Raw genomic sequence first — 15,879 nt, forward strand, 5'->3', positions numbered from 1 at the left:
AGAAAAAGGCTGCTGAAAGCCATCAAACCGGCGGTTCTCAGCAGCCTTTTCCGGGCCTGAAAGCCTGTATGCTGCGCCCCCCTCAGCGCCCGCTGTCCGGCAGGAAATGGGCCAGGGCAATCTGTCCCCGCTTCAGGCAAACGATAAGGTCTAACCGCTTTACGCCAAATTCCGGGAAGGAGATGGTGGCGATGCTCCCGGCCCGGTCCCGCAGGAGGCCCCGGCCGAACCTTTTGTGGACCACCTCCACGCCGGGGAGGTAGTCCTTCTCCCAGACCGCCGCCTGCTCCGCCGTGGGGCCCGCCGCTGGCTTGGGGCGGGGACGCGGCTGCGCCGGCTGGTTCCGGGGTGCGGCCTCCTCCCCCAAGAGCTGCCGGACAAAGCTGAGCCCCGCCTCCCGGGGGGCGCCGAATTTCTCCCGGTAGGTCAGCAGCTCCAGCCGCTCCCTGGCCCGGGTGACCCCCACATAGAAGAGCCGCCGCTCTTCCTCCAGAGCCGCCCGGTCCTCCGGGGACAGGCCCTCCTCCTCCCGGAGGGAGGGGAACACCCCGTCCACCACGTCGATGAGGAGCACCCGGTCATACTCCAGCCCCTTGCTGGCGTGGATGGTGGAGAGCACAAAGGGACTCTCCGCCTGGCCGCCCCCCGCCGCGATCCCCTGGAGCTCCTGAAGCCGGGCCAGAAAGGGCCCCGTCTCCCGGGTCTGGTTGGCCAGGGCCAGGAGAATGTCCAGCCTGGAGGCATCCAGCTTCTGCTCCTTCAGATATTCTCCGTAGCCCATGTATTTCACAATGCGCTGGAGGGCCGCGAAGCTGGTGAGCCGGGGCAGCTTGGCAAAGTGGGTCTGCATGGCCTTGACCCGGCCCGCCTGCCAGGGCTCCAGGCCGCCGGCGTTCAGCAGGGTCTCAAAGACCGTCTCCCCCTCCCGCTGGAAGCGCAGCCGCTCCTCCAGCAGGCGCTTTTTGAGCTTCAGGTCCAGCTTGTAGTAAAACCGCAGAAAGGCCTCCCGGTCGCAGTTGTGGAAGGCAAAGCGCAGAATGTCCGTCAGGTCCCGGACCACCGGGCTGGTGAAAAAGAAGCCCTCCCGCTGCCGGCAGGCGTAGGGCACCCCCTCCCGATCCAGCAGGTCCAGGAGGGGGAGGGCGCTGTCGTTGTTTCGGTAGAGCACCGCTGTGGGCCGCTGACAGTCCCGGGCCACCTGGAGCAGATAGCTGGCCTGCCGGCTGTAGTCCGCCAGCTCTATCTTCCGAATGGGCTCCCCCTGGGGATGGTCCGTGCGCATGTGCTTGGGGCGCCGGCTTTGATTTTGCTGGATGAAGGCGTCCGCGCGCGTCACAATGGACTGGGTGGAGCGGTAATTGGTCTCCATAAACAGGACCCTGGCCCCCGGCCAGTTCTCCTCAAATGTCAGCAGCGCCTGGGGCCAGGCCGCCCGAAAGCCGTAGATACTCTGGTCCTCGTCCCCCACCAGGAAGAAGTTCCGGCGCTCCCGGGCCAGCAGGGCCAGAATGGCGTGCTGTATCTTGGAGGTGTCCTGGGCCTCATCCAGGCTGAGATAGCGGTACCGCCGCTGGTAGTGAGCCAGGACGCCGGGCTCCCGCCGGAGGATGCGCAGGGCGAAGACCATCTGGTCGTCGAAGTCCATGAGCCGGCTCCGGCGCAGGAAGTCCTGATACGCAAAGTACACCGCCGGAAAGTCCATGCCCTCCACCCGGTGGGCGTGGATCTCCGCCTCGGAGAGCATCATGTTTTTGCAGTAGGTGATGTGGGTCCGGGCGTCCTTGATCTGCTGCTCCGAGGGGTAGGCCCCTCCGGTCCTGGAGAGCAGGTCCCGCACTGCGGCGTTGAGCCGGCCCTCGTTGTCCGCCAGTGCAAAGGGGGTGCTCCCCCGCCGCCGGGCGTAGAAGCGGATGATGGAGGCGCACAGGCCGTTGATGGTCCGAAAGGTGAGCCGGCCGGTGAACCGCTCCCCGAAGAGGGCCTGAAAGCGCCGCTTCATATCCCCGGCGGCGGCCACGGTGTAGGTGACGGTGAGGAGCTCCTCCGGGGCGGCTCCCTTGCAGTACAGGAGATAGCCCAGCCGGGTCACCAAAACGGTGGTCTTGCCGCTGCCCGGCACCGCCAGAAGCAGCACGGGACCCTCCGTCTGGCGCACGGCGGCCTCCTGCTGGGGATTGAGCCGGATGGAAAAGGCAGTTTGAAATTCTTGGTAGGTCATGTCTGGGCTCCTGAAAAAACTTACTTTAAATATAGCACACAGAGGCTGCGGCGTCGAGGGCGGTCCATGCTGTCTGATAAATGTATCTATACAAAATTGTTATACATATATGCCTCTTCCTTACTATAGACAGTTTCCCGAACTCCATGCTATACTTTATTTATCCTTTTTCTTTATTCTGGAAGAGGCGAGAGTTCAAAAGGGGGTTTCACAATGCAGTCCAACGAGGTTTTGCTCCAGCAGTTTCTTCCGGCCTTCCGGGCGCTGGGGGCGGCGATGGGGTACAGCATTGCTGTTACTGACCTGGAAAAATACATTTTTTATCTCCCCAGCGGCAAGCTGGACCTGAGGATCAAGCCAGGCGACCCCATTCCCGACAACACCGCTGTCCGGCGCTCCATAGACGGGGGCAGCACCATCTCTCTCCGGGGAGACATCAACACCTTTGGCATCCCCTACCTGGTCCGCTCCTTTCCCCTGCGGGACGGGAGCCGGCAGATCATCGGCGGCTGCGCCGTCCTTCAGGCCACCGAGACCGAGGACCAGCTCCAAAAGCTCTCCCAGGACCTGGCTGCCGCCATTGAGACCCTCTCCAACTCCTCTGACGGCATCGCCCGGCGCATCGAGGAGATGCGGACCGGCAGCGACCAGCTCCTCCAGAGCATGGAGGGGACCTGCGGCGCCATCCAGAACTCCCGGAGCATCACCGAGTTCGTCCGCAAGGTCTCTCAGCAGAGCGACCTGCTGTCCATCAACGCCGTCATCGAAGCCGCCCGGACCGGCGTCCGGGACAGCGCTTTCCATGTGGTGGCCAAGGAGATGCGGAGCCTGGCCCAGGACACCAAGGAGTCCGTGGAGAAGATCAACGACATTCTCTCCCAGATCCGCTCCAGCAGCCAGCAGAACTCCGCTGAGGTGGAGGCTCTCCACACCCTGGTGACCCAAATCAGCGAGGAGATCGGGAGTATCTTTTCCACCATCCGCCAGGTCAACGAGACCGCTTCCACCCTTCAAAGGATCTCCTCCGCCCTGATCTGAGGGGTCATAACCCCGCCCCCGCCCGCATATGCTCGTAGAGAGACTGAGGAAAGGGCGGGGAGGAGCCATGCAAAGGGGACAAGGCCAGTGGCCCAGGCTGCTGCGGAGGGGCGCAGCCCTTTTTCTTGCCACGGTGACGGTGTGGCTGCTGTCTCTGACGGCGGACACGGGCTCGGCGGCTGTGGCCCTCCGCACTCTGGCGGAGAGCCCCGCCTTTGTCTCAGCCGCCCTGCGGGCCGAGCTGGGGAACCTGCCAGAGGACCCGGCGGACTCGGAGGGTCTGACGGGCTGGCAGCAGCTGATCCTCAGCCAGTCCCCGGCCCTGATGGCCGGGGTGGAGGAGGTCCCCGACAGCGCCCCGGCGGCGGAGCCGGCCCAGGACACCCCCGCCCCCACGGAGCCCGACGACCCGGAGGACCCGGAGGTCCTTCCGGCGGTGACCACCGCCCCGGAGGATATTGTGGGCCGGACCCTGACGCCAGTCAGCGGCGACGGCTACGACTCCGCCCAGGGGGTCTACATTGAAAACCGCCCCGGCCTGGACCTGGACGTGGCCGCCCTGGCCAGCGCCGATCTGAGCCTGGAGCTGCCGAAGGAGGGCCCACAGGTCCTCATCGTGCACACCCACGGCAGCGAGGCATACACCCCCGACGGCACGGACACCTATGTCCCCACCGGGGAGTGCCGAACCCTGGACACCGCCAAAAACGTGGTCCGGGTGGGGGATGAGATCGCCAGAGTCCTTACGGAGATGGGCCTCACCGTGGTCCACGATACCCAGCTCTACGACTACCCGGAGTATAACGGGGCCTACGACCGGTCCCTGGCGGCGGTGGAGGCCTGGCTGGAGCAGTACCCCAGCATCCGGGTGGTGCTGGACGTCCACCGGGACGCCCTGGTGGGGGAGGACGGCACCATCTACAAGCCCATCACCACCGTGGGCGGGGAGCAGGCGGCCCAGGTCATGCTGGTCATGGGCTCCAACGCCCTCTACGACCACCCAGGCTGGCAGGAGAATCTGAGCCTGGCGGTGAAAATTCAGAAGGAGATGAATACCCTCTGGCCCACCCTGGCCCGGCCCATCGGCCTGCGGGAGAACCGCTACAACCAGCAGACCGCCACCGGCTCCCTGCTGGTGGAGGTGGGAGCCCACGGCAATACCCTCCAGGAGGCCCTCGCCGCCGCCCGGATGTTCGCCCGGGCCGCCGGGGCCGTGCTGCTGGAATATCAGTAAAACCGTTCCATGCGTCCACTGGGCAGTCATGGCGTCACTCAAATGCAGGGCTTGCAGCCCTGTGTTTGGGTGATTTTTTTACCGGGCCAGGGGACCACGGCGGGATTGGGCGCTGGCCGCGCCTTGGCAGGCAGCGTTCGGTTGTCGTGGCGCTCCCTGGAAGGACAAAGGGGCGCAGCTCGCAGTCCCATCCCAACCGGCGGGGCAAACCCTTCACGCATAGATCTTGCCCATATATAAGATCTTTGCCATGGTCTTGTAGTCCACCCTGTCCCAGTTGATATCGTTCCATCCAGAGGCAGAAACGTCCTCCACCCACCGCGCCATGGCCTCCAGATACCCGTCGATGGCCGTGTTGGCCCACGCCCTTGGATGTGACAGAAAATCCCGGCGCAGTTCCTCCAAAAAGGCCAAAAAGCCCTCCTTTCCGGAGATTCCCGCAATCCGGTCCATCAATTCCCTGCTTCCCATAGTCTCCTGGTCCTCCTCCGTCTCCAAGCGCGTACAGAATCGGGCCAGCGCACCATTCTGGATGATATCCTGGAGGACCGCCTGAATCACTTCCTTGGACAGTTCAGAAACCAAGATCATGCTGTCTGCACAAAAATAGGTCCCGCGAAGACATTCCCCAGACAGTGTATTCATTTTCCGCAGAGTCTTGATATTTTGGTAAGTGAAGAAGCTCGCGGCCCATCTTCTCCCGCTGCTGAGGGTAACGACCACATCCGCGTTGCTGTCCAGCAGGTCAAAGGACCCAGCCGCCGCCTCGAATTCATACCAAATGGTTTTGATTGTCTCCCGCTCCATCCCACAACCTCGTTTCCCTTTGCAAGCCGCCCCCGGAGGCCGCAGGCCATTGGCAGAAAGGGCGGCACACAGGCTCTATGCCCATGTGCCGTCCGCTGTTCCACACGGCGTCCAGCGCCCGGGGCGCCCCGCCGCGATCCGTCTTTATTTCCGCAGGCCCTCGGCCCAGGCGGCGTACCTGGCCACCTTCTCGCCGCATTCGGCCCTGGAGCCGCCGCTGGCCAGGATGTAGACCTTGACCTTGGGCTCGGTGCCGGAGGGGCGGACAATGAGGCTGGCGCCGTCGGCAAGCTCATAGCGCAGGACGTTGGAGCCGCTGAGCTCCATGGCGCTCCTGACGCCGGTGGCCGCGTCAACCACGGAGCCGTCCTGGTAGTCCTTCCGCTCCTTCACCGCCACGCCGGCAATCTCCGCCGGGGGCTGTGCCCGGAGGTCCGCCATCAGGGCGGCCATCTTCCGCAGGCCGTCCAGGCCGGGCATCACCAGGTTCAGGGTCTTCTCCCCGTACCAGCCGTACTTCTCATAAAGCTTCAGCAGGGCGTCGTACAGAGTCATGCCCTCTCCGGCGTACCAGGCCGCCATCTCGGTGAGGCACAGGGCGGCGGTGACGGCGTCCTTGTCCCGGACATAGTCCCCCAGCATATAACCGTAGCTCTCCTCGTAGGAGAAGATCACCTTGCCCTCCCCGGCCGACTCCAGGGCGTCCTTCTTCTCCGCCAGGAACTTGAAGCCCGTGAAGGTGTCGTAGCACTTCAGGCCGTTGACCTCGGCCACCTTCCGGGCCATCTCGGTGGTGACGATGGTCTTCAGGGCCACCGGGTTTTCCGGCATCTTGCCGGTGCGGCGCTTGGCCCCGATGAGGTAGTCCAGCAGCAGCACTCCGGTCTGGTTGCCGGAGATGGTGACGTACTCCCCCCGGTCGTTCTTCACCATAATGCCCACCCGGTCGGCGTCGGGGTCGGAACCCAGGATGAAGTCGGCCCCCTCCTTCTTCGCCAGGTCCACCGCCAGGTAGAAGCCCTCGGGGTTCTCCGGGTTGGGGGAGGCCACCGTGGGGAAATTGCCGTCAATGACCATCTGCTCCGGGACGCACAGGACGTGCTTCATGCCCATGCGGCGGAGGACCTCCGGGATGAGCTTGTAGCCGGTGCCGTGGAAGGGAGTGTAGACCATCTTGAAGGTGCCGGCCACCTTCTCCACCGCCGCCCGGTCGTTGAGCTGTCCCATGACGTTTTCCAGGAAGGCTTCGTCGGTCTCCGCCCCCAGGAGGGTGATGAGCCCCTGGGCCACCGCCTGGTCGTAGTCCATGCGCCGGATGGAGGTGAAGATGTCCAGCTCCTCCATCTTTTTGGCAATGGCGGAGGCGTGGCGGGGCGGGAGCTGGGCCCCGTCCTGCCAGTAGACCTTATAGCCGTTGTACTCCTTGGGGTTGTGGCTGGCGGTGACATTCACGCCGGCGATACAGTGGTACGCCCGGACGGCAAAGGAGAGCTCCGGGGTGGGGCGCAGGGCGTCGAAGAGCCGCACGGGGATGCCGTTGCCCGCCATGACGCAGGCGGTCTCCCGGGCGAACTCCTGGGAGTGGTTCCGGCAGTCGAAGCACACCGCCACCCCCCGCCGGGCGGCCTCGGCCCCTTCGGCCAGGATGACCTCCGCGAAGGCCTGGGTGGCGTGCCGGACCACATGGACGTTCATCTGGTGCAGGCCCACGCACATGGTTCCCCGCAGACCGGCGGTGCCGAACTCCAGAGGGGCGAAAAAGCGGCTTTCGATCTCCTTCTCGTCGTTGGCGATGCCCTCCAGCTCGGCCTTCTCCTCCGGGGAGAGGGCGGCGCTGTGGAGCCATTTTTCATAGGTATCACGGTAGGACATGGGAAGGACCTCCTCTTTGTGTGGTACTTATCAGTATAACACAAAAGTCCCTTCGGCTTCAATGGGGATCTGTCCATTTTACCAGGGAAATGGGCAAATCCTCCGCAAAAACTGCGGAGACTTACTTGTGGTAGCCGGAGCCCTCCCGAATCTTGAAGGCCCGGTAGATCTGCTCCAAAAGCATCACCCGGGCCAGGTGGTGGGGGAAGGTCATGGGGGACATGGAGAGCCGCATCCGGGCCTCTGCTTTGAGCTTCTCGTCCAGCCCGTGGGAGCCCCCCACCAGGAAGACCATCTGCCGGGCGCTGCTTCCCTCCCAGGCGTTCAGACAGTCGGCCAGCTCCCGGCTGGAGCACATCCGGCCCTCCACGCACAGGGCCGTCACCCAGGCGCCGGGGGGGAGCTTGCCCCGAATGGCCGCCGCCTCCTTCTCCAGAGCCTTTTCGATCTGGGCCGGAGCGGGGTCCCTGGGCAGGCGCTCCTCCGGCAGCTCCACCACCTGGAGCTTGCAGTAGGCCGACAGCCGCTTGGCGTACTCGGCGCAGGCGTCCTGGTAAAAGCGCTCCTTCAGCTTGCCCACGCAGATAAGATGGATGCTCTTCACGGAAGGCCCCTCCTTACACCGGGTAGGTGGGCCCGGTCCCGGACCGGGGGGCCACCTCCAAAAGCACGTCCCGCCCAGGCTGAGCACCGCAGTCCAGCAGGGCAGTGCTCACAGCGGCATAGGCGTGCTCAGGGGTGTTGTTCTCGGCGGAGAGGTGGGCCAGCACCACAGTCCGGGTCCCCGCCTCCACGGCGGAGCGGGCCAGGGCGCCCCCCGCCTCGTTGGACAGATGGCCACACTCCCCCAGGATGCGCCGCTTCAAGGGGAGGGGATAGGGCCCCGACAGGAGCCGCTCCTCGTCGTAATTAGCCTCCACCAGCACCAGAGAAGCCCCGGCTATTCCTGCCCGGACGTCCTGGGTCACCACCCCCAGGTCGGTGACCACGGCGGCCTTCCGCCCCCCGCCGGAGACAGCAAAGCCCATGGGCGCGGCTGCGTCGTGGAGGGTGGGAAAGGTCTCCACGTCCAGGCCCCCCAGGGTGAAGGCCGCGCCTGGGGCCACGGGATGGAGCAAGTCCTCCAGGGCGGCTATGCGGTAGCACAGCTGCCGTCCGGTGCCGGGGCTGGTGTAGACTGGCACCCGGTACCGCTTGGCCAGGGCGGCCAGGCCGGAGATGTGGTCGGTGTGCTCATGGGTAATGAGCACGCCCGCCAGGGCGGCCGGTTCCAGGCCCAGGGCCCCCAGGGCCCCGGTGATCCGGCGGCAGGAGATGCCCGCGTCCAGGAGCACATGGGTCTCCCCGTCGGAGAGGAGGGCGCAGTTCCCGGAGGAGCCGCTGGCCAGCGTGGTGAGTGTCAGCAAGGAAATCGCTCCTATGTACGGTTTTTCGGCAGCGCAGCCGGGGCAACGTGTTCCGCCGCTCCGGCTGCGTCTTTCTTTCAGCCCGCCGAGGCCTGGGGCTTTCCCTCGTCTGGGATGACCATCACCCGGATGTCGGCCCCCACGCCGGAGAGCTTGCGGACAATGTCCTCATAGCCCCGCTCAATGAAGTGGACGCAGTCCACCTCCGTGGTGCCCTGGGCGGCCAGTCCGGCGATGACCATGGCCGCCCCCGCCCGGAGGTCACAGGCCTGCACCGGGGCCCCGGTGAGCCGGTCCACCCCCTCGATGACGGCCACCTTGCCGTCCACCTGGATGCGGGCCCCCATGCGGCGGATCTCGTCCACATAGCGGTAGCGGCTGTCCCAGACCCCCTCGGTGATGACGCTGGTGCCCTCCGCCTGGCACAGGGCCACGGCAATCTGGGGCTGCATATCGGTGGGGAAGCCGGGATAGGGCAGGGTCTTGACGTTGGCCCGGGTCAGGCGGCGGTTGGGGTCCCGGCGGACCACCACGAAGTCGTCGGACTCCTCCACCTCCACCCCCATCTCCATGAGCTTGACGGTGATGCAGTCCAGGTGCTTGGGGATGACGTTCCGAATGCGCGCCTCTCCCCCGGCGGCGGCCACAGCGGCCATATAGGTCCCGGCCTCGATCTGGTCGGGAATGATGGAGTAGGTCCCGCCTCCCAGGCGGTCCACCCCCCGGATTTTGATGACGTCGGTCCCCGCCCCCATGATGTCGGCCCCCATGGAGTTGAGGAAGTTGGCCAGGTCCACAATATGGGGCTCCTTGGCGGCGTTTTCGATGATGGTCATGCCCTTGGCCAGGGTGGCCGCCAGCATGATGTTCATGGTGGCCCCCACGGAGACGATGTCCAGGTAGACCTGTCCCCCCCGCAGGCGCCCCCCCTGTGCCGAAGCGTTGATATAGCCGCCGCTGACGTCCACGTCGGCCCCCATGGCCACAAAGCCCTTGATGTGCTGGTCGATGGGCCGGGCCCCCAGATGGCAGCCCCCCGGCGGGGGCACCTGGGAGAGGCCGAACCGGCCCAGCAGGGCCCCGATGAGGTAATAGGAGGCCCGAATCTGCCGGGCCATGCTGTCGGGCACCTTGGCGTTCTGGATGTGGGTGCAGTCGATGTCCACCGTGGTCCGGTCCACGGTGCGCACGTCGGCGCCCAGCTCCTGGAGAATCTTCAATAACAGGGTCACGTCGCTGATCTGGGGGATGTTCTCAATCCGGCACACCCCGTCCACCAACAGGGCGGCGGGAATAATGGCCACCGCGGCGTTCTTGGCGCCGCTGATGTCAATCTCCCCGTACAACGGCCTGCCTCCCTGGATCACATACTTCGTCAATACCGCACCTTCTATTCTCTCGCAGCTCCCCGGCGGGGCCGGGGGCGCGTATCAAGGGCCGGTTTTTCCCCCGGCCCTGGTAAATGCTGACTCCGGCGGGGGTCCAATGCCGTCCGCCCGCTCCAATACAAGGATATTATATCATTCCTAGTATGTAAAATCAAAAGAAATTTTACGCAAATGTTACGGCATTCTTTTCTGGAAAAGATTTCACGAAGTGGTGTGCCCGGAACCGGCCGGTTTTATTCCAGCCGCTCCCTGGAATCGTCAAAAAGAACGGCCAGGGCCCGGCCGCACAGCCGGAGGCGTCCGGCCTCCTGGGGCGGGGGCCCCTCCTGGGGGAGACCCAGCCCCGCCAGGAGGCGGCGGGCCCCCTGGGCCTCCTCTGGAAGGGTCAGCCAGCGCCGATCCCCCTGCCAAACCGCCTCGGCCTGAGCGCACAGGCCGCCCAGGTCCCGGGCGGCGGCCAGGAGCCCCTCCAGCTCCGGGAAGGGGTACCACACCCGCCGGGGGGCCAGGGAGCGGACAAAGAGCAGCAGCCCATCCCGCTGGGGATAGGCCTCCAGCTCCAGGGGGTGCTCCAGGGTCAGGCCCGCCAGGGCGGCCCCCTCCCGGACCAGGGCCAGGGCCTCTTCCAGGTTCAGCGCCTCCGGGTCCGTCCCCCGGGCCCACAGCTCCTCCCGGGTCATGGTGAGGAGGGCTCCCCGCCCTCCCACCGGCTGCATCGTCATATCCGTACCTCCAGTCTCTCCCGCCGGGGCGAGAGACAGTTTTGTACCCTCCATTATAGAGGACCGGTCCTCCGGGTAGAAGCTGTAATCCCTGGAGATAACGGGAATGATTGCAGTTTTTCCAAATTCATGATATACTAGAGGGCGAAAACAAATTCAGGCCCGGGCCGCCTCCGGGCGGACAGGAGCGGAGAAGCATGGAGTTTGAGGAAAAGACGGTATCCAGCAGGCCGGTGTTCAAGGGGGTCATCGTAGACCTGCGGGTGGACCATGTGCGCCTGCCCAACGGCAGAAGCGCCAAGCGGGAGGTGGTCTCCCACCCCGGGGGCGTGTGCGTGGTCCCCTACCACGACGACGGCACGGTCACCGTGGTCCGACAATTCCGATACCCCATTGGCCGGGTCATCACGGAGCTCCCCGCCGGCAAGCTGGAGCGGGGAGAGGACCACCGCCTGGCCGGTATCCGGGAGCTGGAGGAGGAGACCGGCCTCACCGCCGGGGAATTCACCTACCTGGGGGGGATGCTCTCCTCCCCAGGCTTTTCCGATGAGGTCATCCACCTCTACCTGGCCAGGGGGCTCCGCCAGGGGAAGCAGCACCTGGACCCAGACGAGTTTCTGGCGTACCGGCGGGTGCCCTTCCCGGAGCTGTTGGACCAGGTTATGCGGGGAGAGCTCCAGGACGGCAAGACCGTCGCGGGCCTGCTGAAGACCAAGGTTTTCCTGGGCCTGTGAGCAGCCAGGCCCGCCGGAGCGTCAGCTCCTGCGGGCCTTGAGTTCGAACGAAAGGAAGGCACACCATGGGAAAGACCATCCTCATCGTGGAGGACGAGAAGAATATTGTGGACATCCTCAGCTACAACCTGAATAAGGAGGGCTACGCCACCCTGGAGGCCTACGACGGCGACGCCGGCCTCCAGCTTGCTCTGGAGCAGGACCCCGACCTCATTCTGCTGGACCTGATGCTGCCCAGGAAGAGCGGCTTTGACGTCTGCCGGGACCTGCGGACGGAGGGCCGCACCACCCCCATCATCATGCTCACCGCCCGGGAGGAGGAGACCGACAAGGTGCTGGGGCTGGAGCTGGGGGCAGACGACTATATCACCAAGCCCTTTTCCATGCGGGAGCTTCTGGCCCGAGTGAAGGCCAACATCCGCCGGAGCACCATGGCCCCCTCCGCCGGGACGGCCCCTGCGGGCCGGATGGAGCTGGGCCGCATCGCCATTGACACCGAGCTGCTGATGGCCTACAAGGACAACCTGCCCCTGGACCTGACCCAGCGGGAATACGAGCTGCTCAAGTTCCTGGCCTCCAACCCGGGAAAGGTCTTCTCCCGGGAGGCGCTGATGGAAAATGTGTGGAACTACGAGGGCTATGTGGGGGACGTCCGGGCGGTGGACGTCGCCGTCCGCCGGCTCCGGGAAAAAGTGGAGGACGACCCGGCCTCTCCGCAGTTTGTCATTACCAGAAGAGGGCTGGGGTACCTCTTCAACGCCTGAGTACGGCACAGCGCTGCGGAGGCTGGGGCGTCCTCCACAGGGCCCCATCGCAGATGGGGCGGCGCGTCAGCGCCGTACAAGCGTTTCGGGCCAACGGCCCGAAACCTTGGCGCAGGGCAATTTATTTGCCCCGAGCATGTTCCATCCCAATGGGGTCCCCATGCGGCGCCGCATGGGGCGGACGACCCGGCCTCTCCGCAGTTTGTCATTACCAGAAGAGGGCTGGGGTACCTCTTCAACGCCTGAGTACGGCCGTTTGTGAAGAAATGCCCTATACGGCAGCGCCGCATGGGGCAGAAAGGAGGACGCCCGGATGTTTCGCTCCCTGCATATGAAGCTGGTGCTCATTATGGTGCTGCTCATCATGTCTCTGATGCTGGTGGTGGGCGTCTTCCTGATGAACGCCGTGGTGCGCTTCTATCTCAACGACTTCAACCAGCGCATGAGCAATATGTTCTCCGACGAGAACCGGGAGTTCTACGAGGACCTCACCAATCCCTACGACGGGGAGGAGAACGGCGTAGAGGGCCTGGAGGATGTCCTGCGGGCCAACATGGGCGAGCTGGGGGTGGACGGCCGCACCCGGAACTACTTCATCCTGGACGCCGCCACAGGGGCCTACCTGGCCGGCTCCGACGACGATCTGGGGGAGAGCCTGAACAAGAGCCCCAACGTCCTCAGCGCCCTGCGCACCGGAGAACCCGCCTCCAGCAGCGACATTACCGCCGACTACATGGACGTGGCCATTCCCATTACCCGGGGGGACGTGACCTACATCATCCAGATCTACGACAACCGCCAGAGCGCCTCCCAGCTCAACAGCGCCCTCTTCATGCTCATCATCCAGTCCCTGATCTTCGGCCTGATTTCCTCCGTGCTCCTGTCCTTCCTGCTGGCCAAGACCATGATTACCCCCATTGAGCGCCTCACCGACGGGGCCCGGCGGGTGGCCGCCGGGGACTTCTCCCGCAAGCTGGAGGTGGGCTCCAAGGACGAGATTGGCATTCTCACCGCCACCTTCAACTCCATGGCCCGGCAGCTCCAGGCCACCATCCGGGAGGCCGAGAACGAGCGCAACAAGCTGGACACCCTCTTCCTCCATATGACTGACGGCGTGGTGGCCTTCAGCCGGACAGGCGCCGTCATTCAGAAAAATCCCGCCGCCGAGGACATGCTGGGCCGGGTCATCGACGAGCGCGTCACCTATGCCGACCTCTTCGCCGATGCCGCCCCCATCTCCGAGGTCCTGGCCCTGGAGCAGCCTGCCTATCTGGACAGGGAGTGCGTTGCCGGAAACCGGACCCTGGAGCTGCTGATGGCCCCCTTCGACCAGGAGCGGGACGAGGGGGGCGTCCTGGTGGTCATCCACGACGTCACCACCCAGCGCCGGAACGAGGAGATGCGCCGGGAGTTCGTTGCCAACGTCTCCCATGAGCTGCGCACCCCCCTTACCAACATCCGCAGCTACGCCGAGACCCTGGCGGACGGGATCGGGGACATCCCCCCGGGGATGGAGAAAAACTTCCTGGGGGTCATCCTCAACGAGTCCGACCGCATGACCCACATCGTCCAGGACCTGCTGACCCTCTCCCGGTTCGACTCCGGACGCAGCGAGCTCAAGCTGGAGAAGTTTCCCTTCGGCGCGGCGGTCCGGGATATCTGCAACGCCGTGCTCATGGAGGTCCAGCGCCGCGGCCACACCCTCACCCTGAACCTGCCGGACCAGCTCCCCGACATTGTGGCCGACCGGGACCGGGTGCTCCAGGTGATGATGAACATCGTCTCCAACGCCATCAAGTACACCCCCGACGGCGGGCGGATTCACATCTCTGCCGGCCGCAACGCGCTGCGGGTGTGGATGGAGGTCAGCGACAACGGCATCGGCATCCCGCCCCAGGACCGGCCCCGGATTTTCGAGCGGTTCTATCGGGTGGACAAGGCTCGCTCCCGGGAGTCGGGCGGTACCGGCCTGGGCCTGTCCATCGCCAAGGAAATTGTGGACCGCCATGAGGGCATCATCGCCCTGGTGGACCGGCCGGGCCCCGGCACCACCATCCGCGTCGAGCTGCCCGTCGAGGGACCCGCCCATGGAAAATAACCGGAAGCGCCGCCTCATCGAGTGGGGCAAAAACGTCCTCATTGCCGCCCTGGCCCTCTCGGCCCTCTACCTGTCGGGCCGCACCCAGCTCTACGGCCAGGGGGACCAGGGCCTCTTCTCCTCCCTCCTCTCCCTCCTGCCGGAGCCGGAGGAGACGGACGCCGCCCAGACTGTGGGCCAGTGGACCCAGGGCAGCGTCCCCCGGCCCGTCCGCATGGTGATTCTCAGCCCCCAGGGCAGCGCCGGGATTCAGTACGGCAACGCCGCCCTGGACCCCTGCTTCCACGACCTCATCAATCCCCTGGCCGACGCCCTGGCCGGGGCCTCCCCCCCGGAGGAGGCCAGCGCCGAGGAATTCCGGGCGGCCCTCACCGCCAACGTGCCGGGGGTCTACCTGGACTTCCTGGGGGATCTCCCCCTGCCCAACCTGGCGGCCTGGCTCAGCGGCGGCCGCACCTCCAGCGCAAGCCTCACCGCCTCCGCCCGCCGCCTGCTCCTCACCATCGGGGAAGGGGGTCAGGCCCTCCTCTATTATATCGACGCCGAAAGCGGCCTCTGCTATGTCTCCCAGACCTCCGGAGACCTGGCGGACCGGCTGATCCGGTTTGCGGAGGCCGCAGCCCCCAACGGGGCCGCCTTTGCCTTTGAGAGCGGGGAGGCCTACGCTGTTCTGGACCCCTACACCCTGCTGGAGGGCACCGCCTCCCCCCGGCCGGGCTGCTACTCGGCCTCCAACCCGGCGCCCATCGAGAGCTCCGGCGGCAGCGGCTACGGGGAGGCCTTCGACGCCCTGGTGCGGAACCTCTCCTTTCAGCCCCAGTCGGCCTCCTACCAGTCGGGGCGGGATGTGGTGGTCCAGGAGGGATCGGAGCGGCTGCGGGTGTCGGAATCGGGGCTGGTGACCTACACCGCCCCGGAACTGGCCGACCCCCGCTACCCCATCCAGGGCCTGAGCCAGGACCCGGAGGACTGGGAGCTGGTGGGCAGCGCCTGGGCCTTTGTAGAGACGGTCTTCCAGACGGCCTCCACCCCTCTCTACGGGGAGGCCCGGCTCTACGCCACGGGCCTGGAGGAGTTGGAGGGGGGCGGCGCGGCCGTCACCTTCGGCTATCAACTGGACGGGGCCCCGGTTTATGTGGGGACGAACGGCTGGGCCGCCCGGGTGGAAATCACCGGACAGGCCATTACAGGCTACCAGCTCCAGCTGCGCAGCTACACCTATCTGGAGGAGGGGCGCCAGGTCCTGCCGGAGCTCCAGGCCACCGCCGCCCTGGAGGCCATGGGGCTGGAGGGCTCCGAGCTGATGCTCTACTACTATGACGACCTCAGGAGCGGCACGGTGAGCGCGGACTGGGGGGCCTTCTAGTACTCTGCCAAGCCAGAACCTTGCATTTGCTTTTCGGCGGAATTTCCGCATCCCTTCGTGATCGTCCTTGGTGGGCGTCAGCCCACCGGCGTCCTCTGCCTTGTTCTGCAAAAATTACGCTCGAAATTCAATCTGCAAGTTCTAACTTGGTAGAGTACTAGGGCTTGTTTGAAAAATCAGGAGGCTTGTACTAAAGCAACAAAATAGCAATGGCGGCAAGGTAAACGAAGGC

13 protein-coding genes are annotated in these 15,879 nt (G+C 65.3%); 6 read left to right on the forward strand and 7 right to left on the reverse strand.

The window, feature by feature from the left end; translation table 11 throughout:
* Positions 1 to 82: 82 nt before the first annotated feature.
* Positions 83 to 2,218 (reverse strand): ATP-dependent helicase, encoded by a 2,136-nt coding sequence (locus Q0K09_RS02165; protein ID WP_294472289.1) that lies wholly within the window; start codon positions 2,216 to 2,218, stop codon positions 83 to 85.
* 213 nt (positions 2,219 to 2,431) lie between these two features.
* Here Q0K09_RS02165 and Q0K09_RS02170 point away from each other — a divergent pair, with 213 nt between their 5' ends.
* Together Q0K09_RS02170 and spoIIP are read left to right on the forward strand one after the other, a co-directional pair.
* Entirely contained in the window at positions 2,432 to 3,256 is an 825-nt protein-coding gene (locus Q0K09_RS02170; protein WP_294472291.1) for a methyl-accepting chemotaxis protein, read from the forward strand.
* Positions 3,257 to 3,323: 67 nt separating this feature from the next.
* Positions 3,324 to 4,490 carry a stage II sporulation protein P gene (gene spoIIP, locus Q0K09_RS02175; RefSeq protein WP_294472293.1) on the forward strand — a complete coding sequence of 389 codons (1,167 nt, stop codon included), beginning with the start codon at positions 3,324 to 3,326 and terminating at the stop codon, positions 4,488 to 4,490.
* A gap of 213 nt (positions 4,491 to 4,703) precedes the next feature.
* Here the strand turns inward: spoIIP and Q0K09_RS02180 are convergent, their stop codons facing one another.
* The 6 genes from Q0K09_RS02180 to Q0K09_RS02205 all read right to left on the reverse strand — a co-directional run bounded on the left by Q0K09_RS02180 (position 4,704) and on the right by Q0K09_RS02205 (position 10,685).
* Positions 4,704 to 5,297: a hypothetical protein gene (locus tag Q0K09_RS02180; RefSeq protein WP_294472300.1), complete on the reverse strand. Its 594-nt coding sequence runs from the start codon at positions 5,295 to 5,297 to the stop codon at positions 4,704 to 4,706.
* 144 nt (positions 5,298 to 5,441) lie between these two features.
* Positions 5,442 to 7,169, reverse strand: a complete 1,728-nt coding sequence (locus Q0K09_RS02185; protein WP_294472303.1) for a phospho-sugar mutase — start codon at positions 7,167 to 7,169, stop codon at positions 5,442 to 5,444.
* A gap of 121 nt (positions 7,170 to 7,290) precedes the next feature.
* Positions 7,291 to 7,773, reverse strand: coding sequence for a 23S rRNA (pseudouridine(1915)-N(3))-methyltransferase RlmH (rlmH, locus tag Q0K09_RS02190; RefSeq protein ID WP_294472305.1), 483 nt, complete (start codon positions 7,771 to 7,773; stop codon positions 7,291 to 7,293).
* A gap of 13 nt (positions 7,774 to 7,786) precedes the next feature.
* Positions 7,787 to 8,575: an MBL fold metallo-hydrolase gene (locus Q0K09_RS02195; RefSeq protein WP_294472307.1), complete on the reverse strand. Its 789-nt coding sequence runs from the start codon at positions 8,573 to 8,575 to the stop codon at positions 7,787 to 7,789.
* Between the two features lie 77 nt (positions 8,576 to 8,652).
* Entirely contained in the window at positions 8,653 to 9,954 is a 1,302-nt protein-coding gene (locus Q0K09_RS02200; RefSeq protein WP_294472308.1) for a UDP-N-acetylglucosamine 1-carboxyvinyltransferase, read from the reverse strand.
* A gap of 242 nt (positions 9,955 to 10,196) precedes the next feature.
* Positions 10,197 to 10,685, reverse strand: a complete 489-nt coding sequence (locus Q0K09_RS02205) for a hypothetical protein (protein ID WP_294472310.1) — start codon at positions 10,683 to 10,685, stop codon at positions 10,197 to 10,199.
* Positions 10,686 to 10,882: 197 nt separating this feature from the next.
* Here Q0K09_RS02205 and Q0K09_RS02210 point away from each other — a divergent pair, with 197 nt between their 5' ends.
* The 4 genes from Q0K09_RS02210 to Q0K09_RS02225 all read left to right on the forward strand — a co-directional run bounded on the left by Q0K09_RS02210 (position 10,883) and on the right by Q0K09_RS02225 (position 15,647).
* Positions 10,883 to 11,419, forward strand: a complete 537-nt coding sequence (locus Q0K09_RS02210; protein ID WP_294472312.1) for an NUDIX hydrolase — start codon at positions 10,883 to 10,885, stop codon at positions 11,417 to 11,419.
* Positions 11,420 to 11,484: 65 nt separating this feature from the next.
* Positions 11,485 to 12,183 (forward strand): response regulator, encoded by a 699-nt coding sequence (locus Q0K09_RS02215; protein ID WP_294472314.1) that lies wholly within the window; start codon positions 11,485 to 11,487, stop codon positions 12,181 to 12,183.
* Positions 12,184 to 12,496: 313 nt separating this feature from the next.
* Positions 12,497 to 14,281 carry an ATP-binding protein gene (locus Q0K09_RS02220; protein WP_294472316.1) on the forward strand — a complete coding sequence of 595 codons (1,785 nt, stop codon included), beginning with the start codon at positions 12,497 to 12,499 and terminating at the stop codon, positions 14,279 to 14,281.
* On the forward strand, positions 14,271 to 15,647 hold the full coding sequence (locus tag Q0K09_RS02225) for a hypothetical protein (protein ID WP_294472318.1): 1,377 nt from the start codon (positions 14,271 to 14,273) through the stop codon (positions 15,645 to 15,647). Before Q0K09_RS02220 ends, Q0K09_RS02225 begins: the two co-directional genes overlap by 11 nt.
* The last annotated feature ends 232 nt before the right edge of the window (positions 15,648 to 15,879 follow it).

The organism is uncultured Intestinimonas sp. (assembly GCF_944387725.1).
GTDB lineage: Bacteria > Bacillota > Clostridia > Oscillospirales > Oscillospiraceae > Intestinimonas.